Consider the following 21293-nt stretch of genomic DNA (forward strand, 5'->3'; position numbering starts at 1 on the left):
CTCTCGCCAGACAGGTTTGCGCTGCGCCGTTCAGCGCAGTTGATGCTGCTTCCGCCCTCCCGGAGCGTCACCGTGAATATCACCCGGGGACGGTTCTTGTTCCCCTCTGAGCCACACCAGATGCACCGCACTTCTGAAATGCGCAAAAAAATATCGTTAGATATTAGGGGCTGCAGAAATCGTCGGGCAATTTTAGCTTGCCTGACGGGGTGGGCTTTTTATCCTTTGGCATCGAATAAATTAACAGTGAAAAGGAGCACGTAATGCTCATCTCTATCTTCGGGAACGCTGGGGATCTTCTTGATTTTGCGTTTTACGACCCCGAAATCGACTCCGTCAATGTTGGCATCGTCTCGAACAGCGCCACGCAGATCGTGGTAGAGAATCCAGCCACCGGCGCCATCACGACCTTCAGTGGTTTTGGTTTCTCAAACGATCCCGAAAATGATTTCTCCGGCACATTGACGGGGCTGTCGATCAGTGATGGCGAGGGCAATGTCCTCTACAGCTTCTCAGATTTCTCGTGGTCGAATGCCGCCTTTCTCGGGGCGGTGGTGAACATTTACGACAACGATGACGACAGCGGGATGATTGCGCTGCTGAATCTGCAACCGATTGAAGTCGATGCGAGCCAATCCGTCTCTGGCGCCGATCTGTATTTCCTCGATCTGGTCTCTTCTACCATCACAATGACCGGATCGGCCTTTGGCGATACGCTGGCCGGTGCGCTTGGCAATGACACGATCATGACGGGAACCGCCCCGGCCGACCAAACGGATTACATTTTCGCCACCGCGGGCAATGACACCTATGACTTCTCGGATATTTCCGGAAGCAACGGCGATGTCGTGCTGAGCTATGAAGATGCGAGCGCCACGACCTTTACCATCAATGGTGCGGCGAATACCGGCAGCATCAGCAATTCGCAGGGCACGGACACCCTGATAGCTGTCAACAACATTCTGGCAGATACAACCGAGGGTCTGGCGCTCCTCGGCTCTGCCGGCAATGACACGTACAACGTGACCATCGGGACCAACCAATGGGTCAATCTGGTCGGCGCGGCAGGCAGCGACAGCTACACGATCAACCTGGCACAAAACGGTACGGTCCGCGTTTCGTTCCAAGAAGCGGCCTTTCAGGGCGCGGTCATCAACCTGGCCACCGGCACCATCGCAAATGATGGCACAGGCAACAGCGACACGATTTCCGTCAGCGGCACCAATGGGACGCTGCAGATCCAGGGCACCAATTTCGCGGATTCGATCACCGGCGGCGCGGGCAACGAAATGTTCATCCTGCGCGCCGGAAATGACACGCTGAACGGCGGAGGCGGCACCGACACGCTGCGCTACGACCGAAATCAGATGACCGCCGCCGTGGCGGTTGATCTGGCGGCCGGAACGGCCACCGGCACCTGGAGCGGCAGTGGTTTCTCCCATACCCTCGCCGGGATTGAAGTGGTGCGGGGCACCAATGGGTTTGGCGATACCATTCTTGGCAGCGCCACCGCCGAGACATTCCTCGGCATGGGCGGGGATGACTCGCTCAACGGCCGGGGTGGCAATGACATCCTTTATGGCAACGATGGCGCAGATACGCTGATCGGCGACACCGGCAATGACACGCTCTATGGCGGCGCCGACGCGGACGAGCTGAACGGCGGTGGTGGCCATGACCGTCTGGAAGGTGAGGATGGCAACGACATCATTTACACCGGGGGTGGCGATGATTTTGCGTCGGGCGGCGCGGGCAACGATCTGATCGCGGCCTATTCCGGCGCCAACACGCTTTATGGGGGTGGGGGAACCGACACAATTCAGGGCGGCCTCGACGGCGATCTGATCTATGCGAGTGGCGGCATCGGCAACATGCTCTACGGCAATGACGGCAACGACACTCTGACCGCGGGCGCCGGGGGCGACCTTCTGGCGGGCAATGCCGGCAATGACCGTCTGCTGGGGGGCGTCGGGGCCGATACGATCTATGGCGGCGGCGGCAATGACACGATTGGGGCCGGGGCCGGGGCTGACCTGATCTACGGCACCGCGGGCCGCAATGAGATCTATGGCGGCGCGGGCGCTGATACGGTCCAGGGGGGGACCGGCATTGATGTGATCTATGGCCAGGGCAATGAAGGCAACCAACTCTACGGCAATAACGGCAATGACTCGATCTTTGCAGGCAATGGCGGCGATCTGATCGCGGGCGGCGCCGGGAACGATTCACTCACCGGGGGCAACGGGGCCGACAGCATTTACGGTGGTGCCGGGAATGACACGGCCAATGGCGGGGCTGGCAATGACCTGATCTATGGCAGCGGCGGCGACACCAACACGCTCTATGGCGGCGATGGCAACGACACCATCAACGCCGCAGCGGGCGGTGACGTTCTGGCCGGGAATGGCGGCAATGACGTTCTGTTGGGCGGCAATGGCGCCGACACCATCTATGCAGGCGGCGGCAATGACACCGTCGGCGGCGGCAATGGCAATGACCTGATCTACGGCACGGCTGGCAACAACCGGATCTGGACCGGCAACGGCAGTGATACGGTTCAGGGCGGCACCGGCAATGACGAAATCCACGGCCAGGGCAACGCGTCAAACACCCTCTACGGTCTCAACGGCAATGACACCATTTTCGGTGGCAACGGTGGCGATCTGATGAATGGCGGCGCGGGGGACGACTCTCTGGTCGGCGGTGCGGGGGCGGACACCATCGTCAGCGGCACCGGCGCGGATGTCCTGACCGGGGGAGCCGGGGCGGATACCTTCGTCTTTGCCAGCGCCGAAGATGCGGGAATTGGCGCGGGCCGCGATGTCATCACCGATTTCACCCATGGCGTGGATCAGATCGACCTGAGCGGGATGGACCTGACCAGCTTCATCGGCAGCGCCGCCTTCAGCCAGACGGCGGGCGAACTCCGGTACGCGGGAGGGGTGCTCGTCGGTGACATCGACGGGAATGGCGTGCAGGACTTTGCGCTGGAACTGACGGGTGCCCCGACCCTGACCCTGAGTGATTTCATTCTGTAATCCGGGTCAGCTTGGCCCCGCGCATCGCGCGCGGACAGCCCAGATAAGATTGCCAAAGCCGGTCCCGCGCGGATCGGCTTTGGTTTTTTTGGGGGGCAACGGCTGAGCCAGCCTGGTCCCCCTCTGGCTCTGCTCCGGCCTGCCTTGCGCGGCCGGGCACGGAAAGATCCGCCGTCATGCCCCCCGGCGCGTGTCACGATGCGGCGGCAGCGCTTTTCGGGTCCACCCGGGCGATGGATACGGGGGCCCCCTCGGATGGCGCCCGCCTTCCAAGGGCCCCTCCCCCGTCGCCGCCCATTCGTCAGCACAGCCGCCAGATCGACGCCGTTTTTCCCCTGTGCTAGCCTCATCGCCAAAGCTGCGCGCCGGGCGTGGCCCGGTGAACGCGGCGCAGGCACTTCGGACCAGCCCCGTTGCAGCCGCGCAAAGACGGGGGAATTGACGTGGCAAGGATCGGGTTCATCGGGACGGGGGCAATCGCAGAGGCCATGGTGCGCGGCCTCGCGGGGCGAGGGCATGAGATCGCGATCTCACGCCGCAGCGCCGCGATATCCTCCAGGCTGGCCGAGGCGTTCAGCGATGTGCAGGTCATGGAAAATCAAGCCATTCTGGACAGGTCTGATGACGTGTTTCTCTGCCTGCTGGCCGATCATGCGGATGAGGTTCTGCGCCGCATTGCGTTTCGCCCGGGACAGCGCGTCGTCTCTGTCATGTTGGGCGTTAACCTCGCGACACTGACCCGGCTTTGCGCTCCGGCACGCGAGATTGCGATCACCATTCCCTTGGCCTTCATTCAATCGGGCGGCTGTCCGCTGCCTGTTTATCCTGACAGTGCCATGCTCCGCGATCTGTTCGGCGCCCGCAATATCGTCATTCCCCTCGCCGAAGAGGCTGCCCTCAGCCCACATTTCGCCGCCACCGCCCTCTGCTCTACCGTTTTCGACCAGTTGAGGACCGGGGCGCAGTGGCTTGGCGGGCTGACGGGGGATCCGCGCGCCGCCGAATCCTATGTCGTGGCCTGCCTCTCCGGATTTCTGGCCGGGACGCCCGCCGACGGGGCGGGCCGGATAGATGCCGCTCTGGCGAGCCTCGACACCGAAGGAGGGCTCAATCAAACGCTGCGCGAGCACATGCGCGCGGCCGGAATGAACGATCAGCTGCGCGAAGGTCTCGACGCATTTCGCCCGCGCCTTGGCCTGCCCGCGAAGCTATAGCCGGTGTACTGGCACAGCAGGACCTGGCGTCATGACCGCCGCCGCAGCCCCTTGAACGGAGCCGCCGCCCGCCAGGCTGCCCCGGCCCCACGCGCCATATCCGCAAGCGCAGCTGACCTGCCGAAGATGCACCAAAGCCCCGGTACCGCCGCATGCACCCCGTGCGCCATCCCCCAAAAAAACGCGCGGCACCACCGGCGCCGCGCGTTGTCATCTGCCATCTTCACAGACTCAGAAATCCAGATTTTCCACGCTCAGCGCGTTTTGCTGGATGAACTCGCGCCGCGGTTCGACCACATCGCCCATCAGCTTGGTGAAGATGTCATCAGCCTCGGCCACATCGTCGATCTTCACCTGCAGCAGCGTCCGCGCCGAGGGGTCTAGCGTGGTTTCCCACAGCTGCTCCGGGTTCATCTCGCCCAGACCTTTATAGCGCTGCAGGCTGAGGCCCTTTTCGCCCTCGGTCAGGATCGCCGCCAACAGCTCCAGCGGGCCGTGGATCAACTGCTCGCGGTCTTTGCGCACCAGTTTGGCGGGTGTGCGGTACACTTCGCGCAGCGACTCGGTATGGCTCGACAGCCGCCGCGCCTCGCCCGAGCGCAGCACCGGGCCATCCAGCGTCCGCGCCTCTTCGACGCCGCGCAGGCTGCGGGTGAAACGCAGACCATGATCCTGCGTCGGGCGGCCCTGCCAGCCACGCTCATATTCCAGCGCCACCAGATCGAGACGCGCGCAGACCTCATCGGCCACGCCCTGCGCATCGGCATCCACCCGGCCCGGCACCAGCGCACCGGCAATCGCCGCCTGCTCCAGGATCCGTTGCGGATAATGCGTCGGGAAGGCCTGCAGGATGCGGCGCACCACCCGCGCCTCGTCGACCACCCGCGCCAGATCGGCGCCCATGATCTCCTGCCCGTCGCCCAGACGCAGCAGGGCGCCCTCAACCCCTTGCTGGATCAGGAAGTCTTCCAGCTCGGCCTGATCCTTCAGGTAAACCTCGGATTTGCCGCGCGCCACTTTGTAAAGCGGCGGCTGCGCGATGTAGAGGTAGCCCGCCTCGATCAGCTCCGGCATCTGCCGGAAGAAGAAGGTCAAAAGCAGCGTCCGGATATGCGCGCCGTCGACGTCAGCATCGGTCATGATGACGATCTTGTGGTAGCGCAGCTTGGCCAGGTTGAACTCATCACGCCCGATGCTGGTGCCGAGCGCGGTGATCAACGTACCGATCTGATCCGAGCCGAGCATCCGGTCAAACCGCGCCCGCTCGACGTTGAGGATTTTACCCCGCAGCGGCAGCACCGCCTGATTTTTCCGCTCGCGCCCCTGTTTGGCAGAGCCGCCCGCCGAGTCCCCTTCGACGAGGAAAATTTCGGACAAAGCCGGGTCTTTTTCCTGACAATCGGCGAGTTTGCCAGGCAGGCTGGCCACATCCATCGCGGTCTTGCGGCGGGTCAGCTCGCGCGCCTTGCGCGCCGCTTCCCGCGCCAAAGCCGCCTCAACGATCTTGCCGACGATGATCTTGGCCTGGGCCGGGTTTTCCTCAAACCATTCCGAGAGCTTCTCGTTCACCAGGTTTTCCACCGCCGGACGCACCTCGGAGGAGACCAGTTTGTCCTTGGTTTGGCTGGAGAATTTCGGGTCCGGCACTTTCACCGAAAGCACGCAGGTCAGCCCTTCGCGCGCATCATCGCCGGTGAAATCGACCTTTTCCTTTTTCGCAATGCCCGAGGTCTGCGAATAGGTGTTGATCGTGCGGGTCAGCGCGCCGCGGAAACCCGCCATATGGGTGCCGCCATCGCGCTGGGGAATGTTGTTGGTGAAGGGCAGCACCGTCTCATGGTAGCTGTCGTTCCACCACATCGCCACCTCGACGGTGATGCCGCCGCGCTCGCCGGTGATATAGATCGGCTCCGCCATGATCGAGGTTTTCGAGCGGTCGAGATAGCGCACATATTCCCGCACGCCGCCGTCGTAATAGAGCTCGGATTTCAGCGGCTCTACCGGGCGTTCGTCTTCCAGAATGATCCGCACGCCGGAATTCAGAAAGGCCAGTTCGCGCAGCCGGTTTTCCAGCGTCTTGAACGAATATTCGAGGTTGGAGAAGGTGGTGGTTGAGGCGAGAAAGCGCACTTCGGTGCCCTTTTGCCCCGGCGTCTCGCCCACCACCCGCAGATGCTCGACCGTATCGCCGCGCTCAAAACGGGCGTAATGCTCTTTGCCATTGCGCCAGACGCGCAGCTCCAGCCAATCCGACAGCGCGTTCACCACCGAAACGCCAACGCCGTGCAGACCGCCGGAAACCTTGTAGCTGTTCTGGTCGAATTTGCCGCCCGCATGCAGCTGGGTCATGATGACCTCGGCCGCCGAAACCCCCTCTTCCTGGTGGATATCGGTGGGGATGCCACGGCCGTTGTCGCGCACCGAAATGCTGCTGTCGGCGTGGATTTTCACCTGCACGAAATCGGCATGCCCGGCCAGCGCTTCATCGATGCCGTTATCAACGACTTCATAGACCATATGGTGCAGGCCCGAGCCATCGTCCGTATCACCGATATACATGCCGGGACGTTTGCGGACAGCCTCCAAGCCTTTGAGAACTTTAATGGAATCCGCGCCGTACTCTTCCGGCTGGAGATCGATGTCGCTCATGCCTGCCCATCCTGCTTTTACCTGCCGGGTTTATAGGCTTTGCAGGCGGGAATGTCACGCCCGCGAGGGCATTTTGACCCCTCAGCCGGTCGATAAGGGCAGGTTCAGGCGACCGTCCGCCTCCAGCGGCCAGAAGGGGTTATGGGCCAGCTCCCAGACATGGCCATCAGGGTCGGCGTAATAGCCGGAATAGCCGCCCCAAAACACCGCCTCCGGTGCCTTCAGCGTGGTGGCCCCCGCCGCCAGGGCAGCGGCAAAGGCGGCATCCACCTCCGCCGGGCTGGTGAAATTCTGCGCCAGCGTGATCGCTCCGGTACCAAGGCTCGTGCCCGGCCGCCCCTGATCCGCCGCCAGCGCCGCCCGGCCAAACAGCCCCAGTGCCAGCCCGTTCATCGCGTAAAAGGCGACACCCTCCTGCGCCTCGGCCGCCCGCCAGCCCAAAGCCTCATAGAAGGCCCGGGCGCGGGGCAGATCCTCGACCCCCAGCGTGATCAGCGTCACCCGTTGTACCGGCAAGGGAGAGGTCATGGCGGGGGCCTTTCAGTCAGGACGGAGGTGCCGTCGGTTTCGGTGATTTCCCAATACTGCCCGCGCGCCCCGAGCGTGTCGAACAATTCCGCCCCGGTGCCGGTCATGAAGGCCTGCACACCGAGCCCGCAGATCTCGTCATAAAGCGCCGCGCGGCGGCTGGCATCCAGATGCGCCGCCACCTCGTCGAGCAGCACGACCATCGCCACCCCCTCGGCCTTCAGCGCCCGCGCATTGGCGAGGATCAGGCTGATCAACAGCGCCTTCTGCTCGCCGGTCGAGCAACGCGCCGCGGCCATGCCCTTGGCGGCAAAAACCGCCTCCAGATCGGTACGGTGCGGCCCCTCCAGTGTGCGCCCTGCCGCCATGTCGCGGCCCCGCCCCGCGGCCAGTGCCGCCGCCAGATCCTCGGGGCCCTCCGCGCTCAGGCTCAGATCGGCCACCGGAAAGCTGGTGGCGGCATCCGCCTGCGCCTCCGCCAGCCGCGCCAGCGCCTGACGGCGGTTCTGGGCAATCTCCGCCCCCGCCTCGGCCATCTGCGCCTCCAGCGTGCGGTACCAGGCGGCATCGCGGACCATATCCTTCAACAGCCGGTTCCGCTCGCGCATCGCCTTTTCATAGGCCAGCACCGCCTCGGCATGGCCCGGCAGAAACGCCATCACCATCCGGTCGAGAAACCGCCGCCGCCCCTCGGGTGCCTCGATCCACAAACGGTCCATTGCCGGCACCAGCCAGACCACGCGCAGCATCCGCCCCAGCATCAGCTGCGGCACCGCCTTGCCGTCCAGCCGCACCTCGCGGCCCTGCCCCGGCTGTGCCGAGGTCTCGATGTCATGCATCTGCCCGTCAAGCTGCAGACCCGCACGGATCTTCCAGCCGAGTTCCCCCGGGCCGCGCGCCAATTCCTCGGCCCCCGCCCGCCGCAGCCCGCGTCCGGGGCTCAGAAGCGACAAAGCTTCCAGAATATTGGTCTTGCCCGCGCCATTCGGCCCATAGAGCGCCACCGGCCGCCCATCGAGGGGCAGCACCGCGCGCGCATGCGACCGGAACTGCAACAAGGTCAGCTCCGTCAGCACCGCGCCCTCATTTGCTTCGTTGTAAATATCCCCGCCGGAGGCATCCGCCGCCGGTTACACGCGCATCGGCATGACGACATAGACCGCCGAGGTATCATTCCCCTCGCGCATCAGGGTCGGATCGCCCGAGGAGTTGAACAGGAACACGGCATTCTCGCGGTCGACCTGGCTGGCAATCTCCAGCAGATATTTCGCGTTAAAGCCAATCTCCAGCCGCTCGTCGGAATAGGCCACCGCCAGCTCTTCCTCGGCCGCCCCGGCATCCGGCGCATTGACCGAGAGCACCAGACGGTCCTCATCGAGGCTGAGCTTCACCGCGCGGCTCCGTTCCGACGACACCGTCGCCACCCGGTCCACCGCTTTGGCAAATTCTGCCGCATCGACTTCCAGACGGCGGGTGTTCCCGGTCGGGATCACGCGGGTATAATCTGGGAAGGTACCATCAATGACCTTGGAGGTCAGGGTGATCGCCGGGGTCGCGAAACGGATTTTCGTCTCCGAGACCGAGACCGCGATCTGCATCTCATCGTCATCGAGCAGTTTGCGCAGCTCGCCCACGGTCTTACGCGGCACGATCACGCCCGGCATTTCCTCGGCACCCACCGGCAGCTTGGCGTCGATCCGCGCCAGACGGTGACCATCGGTCGCCACACAGCGCAGCATCAGCCCCTCTTCGGCACTGGCCACATGCATGTAGACGCCATTCAGGTAATAGCGTGTCTCTTCGGTGGAAATCGCGAATTTCGACTTATCGAACAGTCGCCGCAGCACGCCCGCAGGCGCTGCAAAATTCGCCGAATATTCCGAGGAGGCCATCACCGGGAAATCTTCGCGCGGCAGGGTGGCCAGATTGAAATGCGACCGCCCCGCCTGCACCGAGAGGCGGCCCGCCGCCGGATCATCGGTCAGGCTGACCAGCGCGCCATCGGGCAATTTGCGCACGATCTCATGCAGCATCACCGCCGAGACCGTGGTCGCCCCGGCCCGTTCGACCTGCGCGAAAGCCTTGTCCACCACCTCGATATCAAGGTCGGTGGCCCGGAACGAGACATGCTCGCCCTCGGCTTCGATCAGCACATTGGCCAGGATCGGGATCGTATTGCGCCGTTCGACAACCGACTGCGCCTGCGCCACTGCTTTCAAAAGAGCCGCGCGTTCAATGCTGAATTTCATTTTCTTCCCCCATCCTGCCGGGAGGGGAAACCTACCAGTTTTCCCCGCGATCACAAGAAGTTTGACGGAATGTCATCTGGAATGACGGGGGCGTCAACCCCTAGGGCCGTCGCGCGCCATATCGGGCGCGCGACTGTGCCTTTTGGCAGACGCTCAGCTTTCCAGCAGACGGCGCAACAGATCCAGATCTTCCGCCATCTGCCGGTCGGCGCCTTTCAGCTCCTCGACCTTGCGGATGCCATGCATGATCGTGGTGTGATCACGCCCGCCAAAGCGGCGGCCGATCTCGGGCAGCGAGCGGGTGGTCATCTGCTTGGCCAGATACATGGCGATCTGCCGCGGCCGGGCGATGGTGCGCACGCGCTTAGGCCCGATCATATCCGACAGACGAATGTTGTAATGCTCGGCCACCTTGCGCTGGATCTCTTCAATCGTGACCTTGCGGTCGGAGGCGCGCAGAATGTCCACCAGACATTCCTGCGCCAGATCGAGATTGATCTCGCGCCCCACGAGGCTGGCGAATGCAAAGAGCCGCGTCAGCGCGCCTTCCAGCACCCGCACGTTGGTGGTGATGCGGTGCGCGAGGAATTCCAGCACACCATCGGCCAGTTTCAGCCCGGCATATTGCGCGCGGTAATTCTCGGCCTTGGTCTGCAAGATGCCCAGACGCAGCTCATAATCCGTCGGATGCAGATCGACCACCAGGCCACACTGCAGACGGCTTTTGATCCGCTCTTCCAGATCCTTGATTTCGCCCGGCGCACGGTCGGCGGAAATCACGATCTGTTTGCCCTGATCGACCAGCGCGTTGAACGTGTGGAAGAACTCTTCCTGCGTCGAATCTTTGCCGGCGATGAACTGCACATCATCCACCATCAGCACGTCAACCGAGCGGAACAGCTCTTTGAAATCCATGATCTGCCGCTCACGCAATGCCTGCACGAAACGGTACATGAACTGCTCTGCCGAGAGGTAGAGCACCCGCTTCTCGGGGCAGCGCAGGCTCAGCTCATGCGCGATGGCGTGCATCAGGTGCGTTTTACCCAGACCAACGCCGCCATAGAGGAACAGCGGGTTGAAGGTGACCGGGCCGCCCTCGGCCACGCGGCGCGCGGCGGCATGGGCCAGCTCGTTCGGCTTGCCGACGACAAAGCTGTCAAAGGTAAAACGCGCATCGAGCGGTGCGCCCGGCAGTTCTGCCTCATCCGCGGCGCGCGCCACTTTGCGCGGCTTCGGCTCGGGCTTTTCGGTGATGGCTTTCGCCGGAATCGGCCGCAGCTCCGGCACCCGGATCTCGACCCGGTCCACCGGCGCGCCCAGCTTGGTCAGCTCCCGCAGGATATGGTCAGCATAGTTGCGCGACACCCAATCCCGCATGAAGCGGGTCGGAGCGTCAAAGCGCGCAATGCCGCTGTCCACACCGGTCAGCTGAAGCGGTGCAATCCAGGTTGAGAAATTGTTCTTCCCCACAATCCTGAGTAACTCATCACGCACCTGCCCCCAAGTTTCTTCGGTCATTGTTCTTGCCCATTCGCTCACTGTCCCAGCGATTCCGCCCGGTCTCAGATCCGCGCAGGCAACAGAATAAGGGTGCCGCAACCGAAGTTCGGCAGTCCTCGCCCGTTGGCGCAGTTCAGAATAGGACAGTCCTACGCGGCACAGGATAGCAGCCCTGTGGCCGTGAATGGCCCGACAAGCTGACCTGGCAAGGTCAGCGTACCGAAAACAAAACCCTGCCCCGCCTTGCGACGGAGCGCTCTTTTCAAGGCAGGCCGGAACCCCACCTTGATCTGAATGGATTCGTCATTGTCCCCCAGACGACGTGAATCGCCTGATGACGGTAGCAAGCGGCGGGCAGCCTTCGCAACCGAACTTCGCGCTTGACGGGGTCTTTGCTGAATCGAATCTGCGGCCTATGCTCAAAAGGATACAGGCATCTTTTATGCTTGATTTTACAGCAGAAATGCAAAAAGGGCGCCACCCGTAGGTGCGCCCTTGCCGCAGGCTCGAAAGCCGATAGTCAATCAGGCAGCGAGTGCTTTCACACGGGCAGCGAGACGCGAGATTTTGCGCGAGACAGTGTTCGCGTGCAGAACGCCTTTGGTCACACCGCGTGCCATTTCCGGTTGAGCGGCGCGGAACGCTGCCAGTGCGGAAGCGGCATCACCCGAAGCGATCGCCTCTTCGACCTTGCGGACGAAGGTGCGGATACGCGAGCGGCGTGCCGTGTTGATGTCATTGCGGCGCTCGTTCTGGCGTGCGCGCTTCTTGGATTGGGGCGTATTGGCCATGAGTCGCTTTCCGAATTGGTCGGTCTATCTTGAAGCCGCTCTACTATGCCCGAGTCGGCTTTAAGTCAACCTGACATGTGAAGTTTTTGCGTCAGCGGTCGCGGAATTGCGGCTCGCGTTTCTCCAGGAAAGCACTCATGCCTTCCTTCTGATCCTCGGTGGCAAACAGCGCGTGGAACATGCGGCGCTCATAGAGCAGCCCCTCGCGCAGCGTGGTTTCATAGGCACGGTTGACCGTCTCTTTCACCACTTTCACCGTCAACGCCGATTTCTCGGCGATCTTTTGCGCCGCGGCCATCGCCTCGGGCAGCAATTTCGCCACCGGCACCACGCGGCTGACCAGCCCCGAGCGCTCGGCCTCGGCCGCATCCATGAAGCGTCCGGTGAGATGCATATCCATGGATTTCGACTTGCCCACAAAGCGCGTCAGGCGCTGCGTGCCGCCGATTCCCGCCACCACCCCGAGGTTGATCTCGGGCTGGCCGAATTTCGCGGTCTCCGAACAGATGATGAAATCGCACATCATCGCCAGCTCGCAGCCCCCGCCCAAAGCATAGCCCGAAACGGCGGCAATGATCGGTTTGCGGATGCGCAGCATCGCATCGGTATCCCCGGCGAAATAATCCAGGTCGAACATGTCGACAAAGGATTTCTCCGCCATTTCCTTGATATCCGCCCCGGCGGCAAAGGCCTTTTCCGAGCCGGTGAGCACGATCGCCCGCACCTTGTCATTCGCATCCGCCGCTTTCAGCGCATCGGCCAGCTCACTCAGCAACTGCGAGTTGAGGGCGTTCAGCGCTTCGGGGCGATTGAGCCGGATCAGAGCGACGTAGTCATCGATCTCGACGATCAGGGTCTGGTAGGCCATCTGGCTTTGCCTTTCCGTTGTCCGGGGGGAGTCCTAGCAGGACCGCCGCCTAATTCAAGTCATCTCTGGCAGAGCGGACAGAGGAAAGACGAGCGCCCCGACTGCACGATCCGCAGGATATGACCGCTGCAGCCGGGGGTGGGACAGGGGGCGCCCTCGCGGTCATAGACCCGGAAGGTGTGCTGGAAATACCCAAGGTTTCCATCGGCTTGACGGTGATCGCGCAGGCTGGAGCCGCCCGCCTCAATCGCCTCGCCCAGCACCTGCCGGATCACCGGCACCAGGCGGGAAACCTCGGCGGATGTGACCGAGCGGCCTGCGCGGCGCGGATCGAGTGACGCACGGTAAAGTGCTTCGGAAACGTAGATATTGCCCAATCCTGCGACAATTTGTTGATCGAGCAGCAGGGTTTTCAGCGGGCTAGCCCTCCCCGCCAGCCGCGCCGCCAGATAGGTTTCGTGAAAATCATTGCCCAAAGGCTCGGGGCCGATGTCGCGGATCAGCCAATGCCCGGCCTCTTGCGCGGTCTCCATCAGATCCATCGCGCCGAAGCGGCGGGCGTCGTTGAAGGTAACCCGCGCGCCGCCATCCAGATGAAACACCACATGGTCATGTTTCAAAGGCGCCGGATGCGGGTGATAAAAGTCCCCCACCGGCGCGCCCGACACCTGCATCCGCCCGGACATGCCCAGATGGATCAGCAAGGTCTCGCCGGTGTCGAGATCAAGAAGCAGATATTTCGACCGCCGCCGCAGCGCCAGAATGCGTGCCCCGGTCAGCCGCTCGGCCATCCGCTCCGGGAAGGGCCAGCGCAGGTCCGGGCGGTTCACCTCGGCACGGGCGATCCGCGCGCCTTCCATGGCGGGGGCAAGGCCGCGGCGGACGGTTTCGACTTCGGGCAGTTCGGGCATTGTTGTTCCTGTCGCATTGTCATGGCGCGCGCGCCGCCTATAAGAAGGGGGAGCAGTTCGGGAACGGCAAGAGCACATGAGCGATACGCAAGAAAACACCACCCATTTCGGCTTTCAGACCGTGGCCGAGGATGACAAGGCCGGGATGGTGCATGGGGTCTTTTCCCGCGTCGCCAGTAAATATGACGTGATGAACGATCTGATGTCGGTCGGCATCCACCGCGTCTGGAAAGATGCGATGATGGATTGGCTGGCACCACGGCCGGGGCAAAAGCTGCTGGATGTGGCGGGCGGCACCGGCGATGTGGCCTTCCGCTTTCTCACCCGCGCGCCCGAGGCCCGGGCCACCGTCTGCGACATGACGGAATCGATGCTGATCGAAGGGCAAAAGCGCGCCGAGGCCGAGGATATGGCCGAGCGTCTGAACTGGGTGGTGGGCGATGCGATGGCGCTGCCCTTCGCCGACAACAGCTTTGACGTCTATACGATCAGTTTTGGCATCCGCAACGTCACCCGTATCCCCGATGCGCTGAAAGAGGCCTACCGCGTGCTGCGCCCGGGCGGGCGGCTGATGGTGCTGGAATTCAGCCAGATCCCGGTGCCCGCGCTGCAATGGGCCTATGACCGCTATTCCTTCAATGTGATCCCGGTGATGGGGCAGATCGTGGCGAATGACCGCGACAGCTATCAATATCTGGTGGAATCGATCCGCAAATTCCCCGAGCAAGAGGTCTTTGCCGAGATGATCCGCACCGCCGGGTTTGAGCAGGTCAGCTACCGCAACCTCTCGCTCGGCATTGCCGCCCTGCACTCCGGCTGGAAGATCTGATGCGCGGACCGCATAATCTGTGGCGTCTGATCCGCACCGGCGCCACCTTCGAACGCACCGGCGCGATGAATGTGGCGCTGGAGGCGATGGATGCCCCGCCCAGCCTGCGCCTCGCCGCCCGCATCCTGGGCTGGCCGTTCAAATGGCTGGGCTATCAGGGCGATCCGAATCTGCCGCCGATCACCCGCGCCATCACCGCGCTGGGGCCGGCCTATATCAAATTTGGCCAGGTGCTCTCGACCCGCCCCGATGTGGTGGGGCCGGAGCTGGCCGACCAGCTGCGGATGCTGCAGGACCGGTTGCCGCCGTTCTCCCTCTCCGTGGCCAAGGCCTCGGTCGCGGCGGAGCTGGGACGTCCGGTGGATGCGCTGTTCATGGAGTTTTCCGAGCCCGTGGCGGCCGCTTCCATCGCGCAGGTGCACCGGGCCCGGCGCGCCGACACCGGCGAAGAGGTGGCGGTCAAGGTGCTGCGCCCCGGCATTGAAAAGGCCTTCCGCAAGGATCTTGATGCCTTTCACTTTGCCGCACATCTGATCGAATTCCTCTCGCCCGCCTCGCGTCGTCTGCGCCCCACCGATGTGATCGCGCATTTCGAGGGCGTGGTTTTGGGCGAGCTGGACCTGCGGCTTGAGGCCTCTTCGGCCTCGGAGTTTGCCGCCAATACCAGGAATGACACCGGCTTTGCGGTGCCGACGCCGCATTGGGGCCTCTCGGGCAAGCGCGTAATGACGATGAGCTGGGCCGAGGGCGTGGCGATGGGCGATGTGCCCGCGATCCGCGCCGCGGGGCATGACCCGGCGGTGATCGGCGAGCGGGTGCTGCAGCTGTTCCTCAACCATGCGCTGCGCGACGGCTATTTCCACGGCGACATGCACCACGGCAATCTCAAGGTGGCACCGAACGGCGATGTCATCGCCTATGATTTCGGCATCATGGGGCAGATCGACGAATACACCCGCCGCGTCTATGCCGAAATCCTGATGGGCTTTATCGCCAAGGATTACCGCTCGGTCGCCGAGGTGCATTTCGAGGCGGGCTATGTGCCGCGCGACCGTGATGTCGATGAATTCGCCCGCGCCCTGCGCGCGGTGGGCGAGCCGATCTTCGGCATGGATGCCAGCCAGATCTCGATGGCGCGGCTTTTGGCCTATCTGTTTGAGGTGACAGAGCGTTTCGGCATGGAAACCCGGACCGAGCTGATCTTGCTCCAGCGCACCATGGTGGTGGTGGAGGGGGTGGCGCGCTCGCTGCACCCGTCGATCAACATCTGGGAAGTGGCGCGGCCGGTGGTGGAAACCTACATCCGCCAGAATCTCGGGCCTCGCGCGATGATCCGCGATCTGGGGCGCACGGCACGGGTGCTGGGCCGTTTTGGCCCGCGCTTGCCGCAGATGGTCGAGGCGATGCTCGAACGCCAACATACCCCGCCCGCACCGCCACCGCCCGCCCGCAGCTTTGGCCGCGATCTGGGGATGATGGGATTGGGCGCGGCTTGCGTCGCACTCGGGGTGGCCTTGGTTCGCTTGCTGTAGCGCGACAGATCAGACCGTGGGATCACGCAGGGCGCTGATCTTGCTCGACAGCACTTCTGCACCGCTTTTCAGCACGAGAATCGTGCCATCGGTGCTGCCCTGCGCCTCAACAATGGGGACGTAGACCTCCATCTGATCCGTCGACAGCAATTTGTCGCTGCCATAGCTTTCCAGATTGAACGTATAGGCCCCGGACGGCAGCGGGTTGCCGCTCGCATCCATGCCGTTCCAGTTATACGAGGCGGTGGTGGCCGGGATCTCGACCCGGTCCACTTCGGCACCGGCGGCATTGGTCACCACCATCACCGTCTTGTCGCTGCCGACAGCGGGGTTGGGCGAAACGGTGATCGGGTTTTCGCCGTCGAAATAGCCCGGCGCCACGGCGCGGGCATCCATGCCCACCCATCCGGCCAGCTGCGTCATCCCCATCACGCTCATCTGCGAGGAAATGGCCGCCAGCAGGTCGTTGGTTTTCACCGATTGCTCAACCCCCGAGAAGGTCGCGAGCTGCGTTGCGTAATCGGTGCTGTCGATCGGGTTCAGCGGATCCTGATTCTGCATCTGCGCGGTCAGCATCTTCAGGAAGGTGTCAAAATCCGAGCTGACCCCCTTGGCCGAGGTACTGGTGGCGCTGGCGCCGGAGGTGGTGCCGGTGGTCGAGGGTGCGGAAGTGGCTGAGGTAACCATCTGAGGGGGTCCTTTCAGAGGCGCATGTCAAGCCCGCTGTCATCAGCGAGGCGAAGGCGAATGGGGTCTGCAGCGGTGGCCACAACCGGTGTGGCGGCGGTCTCATTGCCCCGGTCACCCGAGGCGGCAAAGCTCTCGGGCGGGGCTTCGGGATGTTGCTGCCCGGGTGAGTTTTGCCCACCGGAAAAGCTGAAGTCGATCGACGAGTAGCCCATGTCACGGAAATCACTCGCCAATTGGTCGATGTTGCGCCGCATGAGATCGAGCGTTTCCGGGCGTTCGGCCTGAACGGCCACGCTGATGCCGCCATCATGTCCATGCGACAGCGTCAGCCGCACCTTGCCCAACTCCTCAGGCGAAAGCGCCAGCTCGACCGGGCGGTCGGGCAGCGAGGAGAGCGCACCGGCGATCTGGACCGCGACGGCCTGCGCCGTGGCGGGCCCATGCAACGGCACCCCCGCAGCGGTGGTCAAAGGCGCCCCGGCCGCGCTGCGGTCGGGGCCCGCCGACGCGGTTGACATGCCGCTGAGGGCGTCAAAGCGCGCGCCTTCCGGGCCGCGTCCGGTATCCATGCTGCTGTTGACCGTTCCGCCAAGCGGGGAGGGCGCATCTTTGGGCGCGGCGCTGGCATCATCCGCCTGCGCCGCCGCGGGGGCGCCTGCCGGGTGATCCTGGCTGCGCGTTTCGGTCATGCGGGTTTGTGTCACCGCCGCATCATCGGCGGCAACATCCTTGGCCCGGCGCCGCGCGCCATGCTCTGCGCTGGCTTTCACCGTGCTGTCCGCCGTCTCGGCTCCGGCGATGCGCAGGGCGCCGCTTGCCCGCGCCGCGGTCGCCGCGGGCACCACGGGCGCGGCACCGGTCGGCACCGGCCCGGTAGTGGCTGGGCTGGGCTGGGGCGCAGATGCCGCGGCATCAGGGTCAGCCGATGCAGCCGGATCACCCGTCACGGCACCGGCGACGGAGCTCTGCGGCGACGCTGCGGCGCCAAAGGCAGAATCGCCAGCGGCCCCGACGGCCGCGGTCCCGGCCTGTGATTCTTTGCCAGTCGCGGTTTGCGCGGCAGCGGCCCCGGCGGTCGTTGCTCTGGGATCCTGCGCCTCCGGCGCAGCAATGGCCGCGCTGAACGGCGCAGAAGCCGGTGTGGGAGCGGGGGCAGGCGTGGATGTGCCCATGATGGATGCGGCTTGCGATGTCACCGCTGCGGCCGCGTCAGGCAGCCGTGCGCGGGTGAACTGGCCCGCGGCACCCGAAGCTTTCACGCCGCCCGTTACCATGTTCGCCGGGGCTGCCACAGGCGTGCCGCCGGGCAGGGAGGACAGCACGGCCGTGGCCCCTGCCGCAGCAGCCATTGCCGATGGCGCGGCGGGCTGAGCCCCAGCCGCTTGCGGCTGCCGTGGCGCTGCCGTGTCTTTTTTCATCCTCGGCGGCCCATCGGCCCCCAGCGCGTCGGCCGCCAGCGCATCGGGCCCGTTCCGCGGCACATCCGAATCGGCAACGCTACCATTGGCGCCTGCCACCGGGGCCAAGGGCACAGCATTCGCTTCCACGGCCTGCGCGCCCGCGCTGGCTTCAGCCATGGGGCGCGAGGCCGCCGTTGTCGGCAAAGCCCGCTCAGCCTGAATGGGGGAAGATTGCGGCGCTGAAAGTACCGGACCAGAAGGCTGCGCGACGGCCGATTCGGCTTGAACAGCGGCAGTCACGGCTGCCGGGCTCTGGCCGGATGCGGCCTGACCTGGCATGGCTGGCAGAATGTTTGTATCTTTCGCGACGGGTTGAGCGGCAGCCGCCACCGGCATTTCCGGCGCGGCCGGCAGCTTCTGACCACGCGGGGTGAGGTCCATTTGCGGCTGCATCAGCGACATCGCCTGCAAGATGCCCGGCTGCACCGGCACAGAGATCAGTGCTGTCTCTGCCGCATCGCCCGATGTTTCTGAATCGACCGGCAGGTCACCCGCAGCGGCTTCGGATGCCTCCGGCACCGCAACAGCTGCCGCCGTCGCAGCCGGTGTCGCCAAAGGGTCCGCCCCGTGCGATTCGTCTGGGGAGAGTTGCGACCAGAAGGCAAGCGCCGGACGCGCCTGCGCCACCGGCGCGGCGGCGGTCTGCACCGGCGGCGTCACCGCCGTCACCGCGTCGCCCCCTGCCGACACGTCCTTTTCAGGGACAATCAGCGCGCCAAAACCGCTGTCGGGCATCCCGGACTGGGAGGCCGTTGCGATGCGCCCTGCGGAAGGACGAACGGTGGCCCCGAGCAGGGCATCACTGGAAAGAATCTGGTTCATGTTCCTCACGACTTCTGCCGTTACCCGCAAACCATAGCCGGAAGGAGGTTACCGCTTCTTTACCGCTTTGCCGCAATAGTGGGGGCGATCGCTGCAATTGGAGACATCTCGATGGCAGATCCGCTTTCGCTCACGCAGGTCACTCATCTGACCGGATCCCGCACCCCTGGCGCGGGCACGGCCTCTGCATCCCCCTCCGGCACCGCCGCGGGGCCAAAGCCCGCGCCCGAGAGCCATGAGGCCAAGTTGCGCGCCACAGCGACCGCGCTGGAGGCGACGTTTTTGCAGGAAATGTTGAAGCAGGCAGGTCTGGGCAAAAGCCGCGAAAGCTTTGGCGGCGGCATCGGCGAAGAACAATTCTCCTCGTTCCTGGTGCAGGAACAGGCAACGGCAATGGCCAAGGCGGGCGGTATCGGCCTGGCTGAGTCGATCTTCAAATCCCTCAATAAAGGCGCCTCTGATGGACAGTAAACTGGCCCAAACCCTCGAAGAGATGGAGGACCTGTTTCAGGTCGAACGGCACACGATTCGCACGGGTGACTTTGACGCCCTGCCGGGTCTGGCCCTGAAAAAGGCCGAACTGCTCGAGCGTCTGGAAGGCACGCCGCCGGAAGCGTTGCGGCACCTGCGCAGCAAGGCCGAGACGAATCAGCGGCTGCTGTCGGCGGCCTTGAAAGGCGTGCGGGCGGCGCAAAGACGACTCGAGATGATTCAACGCGCGAGTCGCAGCCTGAACTCTTACGACGCGCTCGGGCGGGCCCGTATTATTGGCTCCGGCCCCTCCAGCATCGATAGCCGCGCCTGATTCACCATAAAATGTAACGATTTGGCCGCAAAAAACCGGCAGTGCTTAGCGATCTGTTAGCCCTTCTTCTGCAATGTGAACCCATATCCCAGAAGGGTTCGGAGGAGGGGCACACCCCCTCTACGACGGTCAGAATGCCAAGCGCGCCGCCGACAGGTGGCTTTTGAAAATCCGGCGCAAAGCGCTGAACCTGTGAGGAATTATCATGACCAGCATCAACACGAACAACGGCGCAATGGTTGCGCTGAAAACGCTGAAATCCATCAACTCGAACCTCGGCGCCACGCAATCCGAGATTGCGACCGGTAAAAAGGTTTCGAGCTCGAAGGACAACGCGGCCGTCTGGGCCATCTCGAAAGTCATGGAATCGGATGCTTCGAGCTTTCAAGGCATCTCCGACTCTCTCTCGCTGGGCGAATCGACCGTTGCGGTCGCCCGTCAGGCATCGGAGACCGTGACCGACCTGCTGACCAAGATGAAAGACAAGATCGTCTCGGCGCAGGGCGAGAACGTTGACAAAGCCAAAATCCAAACCGACATCGACGCTCTGACCAGTCAGATCTCGTCGGTGGTTGGCGCGGCCCAGTTCAACGGCCTCAACCTGCTGGATGGCAGCACGGCGACGACCAGCGTTCTGTCGTCGCTGAACCGTGATTCGAGCGGCACCGTTTCGACGGCGACGATTTCGATCTCGGGCGTGGACTTCTCCCAAGGTTCCTATACTGCGGTTGACGTCTTCTCGGGCAGCACCGCCGGTTCTTCGACCGATGGTGACTCGCTGGCCATCACGCTGGACAAATCCACCGGCACCGGGGACATGATTATCGACGCAAGCTCGATGGCACTGGGGGACAAGATCTCTGTGTCCGTCGGTGGCAAGACCGCGTCCTACACCATGACCCAGGACGATCTGGACTCGGCCGATCCCAACAACAACGTGGCTTTTGGCCTGAAAAACGCCATTGATAAGCTGGGCGTCTCGGATCTGACCGTCGACTTTGACGGCGCGACCTCGGGTACGCTGAACTTCACCAATGGCGGCACGTCGGACCTTTCGGTGACCGCACAGTACAAGAACGCCGACGCTGGCGATCTGGCACTGCTGTCGACCATCGACGTCACCAGTGACGCCGCCACGGCGCTGGACAACATCAGCACGCTGATCGCAACGGCAGTTGATGCCACCGCGGCCTTCGGCTCGATGGAATCCCGGATCCAGTCGCAGTCGTCGTTCATCTCGGACCTGTCCTCGACCATGAAATCGGGGATCGGCACCTTGACGGACGCCAATATGGAAGAAGCCTCGGCACGTCTGCAGGCCCTGCAAACCCAGCAACAGCTGGGCATTCAGGCTCTGTCGATCGCCAACCAGGCGCCTTCCTCGATCATGTCGTTGTTCCGCTAAGA

The 21293-nt window shown here is 63.6% G+C and carries 17 protein-coding genes; 7 read left to right on the forward strand and 10 right to left on the reverse strand.

Translation table 11 applies throughout. The features are described from left to right. Window positions 1-263: 263 nt before the first annotated feature. Together ACEN2S_RS02325 and ACEN2S_RS02330 are read left to right on the forward strand one after the other, a co-directional pair. The gene (locus ACEN2S_RS02325) at window positions 264-3038 is read left to right on the forward strand and encodes a beta strand repeat-containing protein (protein ID WP_441861879.1); all 2775 of its coding nucleotides are present in this window, start codon (window positions 264-266) and stop codon (window positions 3036-3038) included. Window positions 3039-3481: 443 nt separating this feature from the next. Beyond that, on the forward strand, window positions 3482-4252 hold the full coding sequence (locus ACEN2S_RS02330) for an NAD(P)-binding domain-containing protein (protein WP_441861881.1): 771 nt from the start codon (window positions 3482-3484) through the stop codon (window positions 4250-4252). A 231-nt stretch (window positions 4253-4483) separates the two neighbouring features. Here ACEN2S_RS02330 and gyrB read toward each other — a convergent pair whose 3' ends face one another. The 8 genes from gyrB to mutM form a co-directional block, all read right to left on the reverse strand. Further along, window positions 4484-6901 carry a DNA topoisomerase (ATP-hydrolyzing) subunit B gene (gyrB, locus tag ACEN2S_RS02335; RefSeq protein ID WP_441861883.1) on the reverse strand — a complete coding sequence of 806 codons (2418 nt, stop codon included), beginning with the start codon at window positions 6899-6901 and terminating at the stop codon, window positions 4484-4486. 81 nt (window positions 6902-6982) lie between these two features. Continuing rightward, window positions 6983-7417, reverse strand: coding sequence for a VOC family protein (locus ACEN2S_RS02340; RefSeq protein WP_441862902.1), 435 nt, complete (start codon window positions 7415-7417; stop codon window positions 6983-6985). A gap of 8 nt (window positions 7418-7425) precedes the next feature. Then, complete coding sequence (gene recF, locus ACEN2S_RS02345; RefSeq protein ID WP_441861886.1) at window positions 7426-8505, reverse strand: DNA replication/repair protein RecF; 1080 nt, start codon at window positions 8503-8505, stop codon at window positions 7426-7428. 54 nt (window positions 8506-8559) lie between these two features. Further along, window positions 8560-9678: a DNA polymerase III subunit beta gene (gene dnaN / locus ACEN2S_RS02350; protein ID WP_441861889.1), complete on the reverse strand. Its 1119-nt coding sequence runs from the start codon at window positions 9676-9678 to the stop codon at window positions 8560-8562. 153 nt (window positions 9679-9831) lie between these two features. Then, the gene (gene dnaA / locus ACEN2S_RS02355; protein ID WP_441861891.1) at window positions 9832-11196 is read right to left on the reverse strand and encodes a chromosomal replication initiator protein DnaA; all 1365 of its coding nucleotides are present in this window, start codon (window positions 11194-11196) and stop codon (window positions 9832-9834) included. A gap of 506 nt (window positions 11197-11702) precedes the next feature. After that, window positions 11703-11969 carry a 30S ribosomal protein S20 gene (rpsT, locus tag ACEN2S_RS02360; RefSeq protein ID WP_441861894.1) on the reverse strand — a complete coding sequence of 89 codons (267 nt, stop codon included), beginning with the start codon at window positions 11967-11969 and terminating at the stop codon, window positions 11703-11705. 91 nt (window positions 11970-12060) lie between these two features. Beyond that, entirely contained in the window at window positions 12061-12837 is a 777-nt protein-coding gene (locus tag ACEN2S_RS02365; protein ID WP_441861896.1) for an enoyl-CoA hydratase, read from the reverse strand. A 59-nt stretch (window positions 12838-12896) separates the two neighbouring features. Further along, window positions 12897-13748, reverse strand: a complete 852-nt coding sequence (mutM, locus tag ACEN2S_RS02370; protein WP_441861898.1) for a bifunctional DNA-formamidopyrimidine glycosylase/DNA-(apurinic or apyrimidinic site) lyase — start codon at window positions 13746-13748, stop codon at window positions 12897-12899. A 76-nt stretch (window positions 13749-13824) separates the two neighbouring features. Here mutM and ubiE point away from each other — a divergent pair, with 76 nt between their 5' ends. Continuing rightward, window positions 13825-14577 (forward strand): bifunctional demethylmenaquinone methyltransferase/2-methoxy-6-polyprenyl-1,4-benzoquinol methylase UbiE, encoded by a 753-nt coding sequence (ubiE, locus tag ACEN2S_RS02375; RefSeq protein WP_441861901.1) that lies wholly within the window; start codon window positions 13825-13827, stop codon window positions 14575-14577. Continuing rightward, the gene (gene ubiB / locus ACEN2S_RS02380; protein WP_441861904.1) at window positions 14577-16109 is read left to right on the forward strand and encodes a 2-polyprenylphenol 6-hydroxylase; all 1533 of its coding nucleotides are present in this window, start codon (window positions 14577-14579) and stop codon (window positions 16107-16109) included. The genes ubiE and ubiB overlap by 1 nt, the downstream gene beginning before the upstream one ends. A 9-nt stretch (window positions 16110-16118) precedes the next feature. Here ubiB and ACEN2S_RS02385 read toward each other — a convergent pair whose 3' ends face one another. Continuing rightward, window positions 16119-16796 (reverse strand): flagellar hook capping FlgD N-terminal domain-containing protein, encoded by a 678-nt coding sequence (locus ACEN2S_RS02385; protein ID WP_441861906.1) that lies wholly within the window; start codon window positions 16794-16796, stop codon window positions 16119-16121. Between the two features lie 14 nt (window positions 16797-16810). Next, on the reverse strand, window positions 16811-19081 hold the full coding sequence (locus ACEN2S_RS02390; protein WP_441861909.1) for a flagellar hook-length control protein FliK: 2271 nt from the start codon (window positions 19079-19081) through the stop codon (window positions 16811-16813). 111 nt (window positions 19082-19192) lie between these two features. Between ACEN2S_RS02390 and ACEN2S_RS02395 the strand changes: the two genes are divergently transcribed. The 3 genes from ACEN2S_RS02395 (at window position 19193) to ACEN2S_RS02405 (ending at window position 21291) form a co-directional block, all read left to right on the forward strand. Continuing rightward, window positions 19193-19552 carry a rod-binding protein gene (locus tag ACEN2S_RS02395; RefSeq protein ID WP_441861912.1) on the forward strand — a complete coding sequence of 120 codons (360 nt, stop codon included), beginning with the start codon at window positions 19193-19195 and terminating at the stop codon, window positions 19550-19552. Then, on the forward strand, window positions 19542-19886 hold the full coding sequence (locus ACEN2S_RS02400; protein WP_441861914.1) for a hypothetical protein: 345 nt from the start codon (window positions 19542-19544) through the stop codon (window positions 19884-19886). The genes ACEN2S_RS02395 and ACEN2S_RS02400 overlap by 11 nt, the downstream gene beginning before the upstream one ends. 205 nt (window positions 19887-20091) lie before the next feature. Further along, window positions 20092-21291, forward strand: coding sequence for a flagellin N-terminal helical domain-containing protein (locus ACEN2S_RS02405; RefSeq protein WP_441861916.1), 1200 nt, complete (start codon window positions 20092-20094; stop codon window positions 21289-21291). Window positions 21292-21293 lie beyond the last annotated feature (2 nt).

Origin of the sequence: Phaeovulum sp. W22_SRMD_FR3 (genome assembly GCF_052113705.1) — a bacterium.
Classification (GTDB): Bacteria; Pseudomonadota; Alphaproteobacteria; order Rhodobacterales; family Rhodobacteraceae; genus JBGQOG01.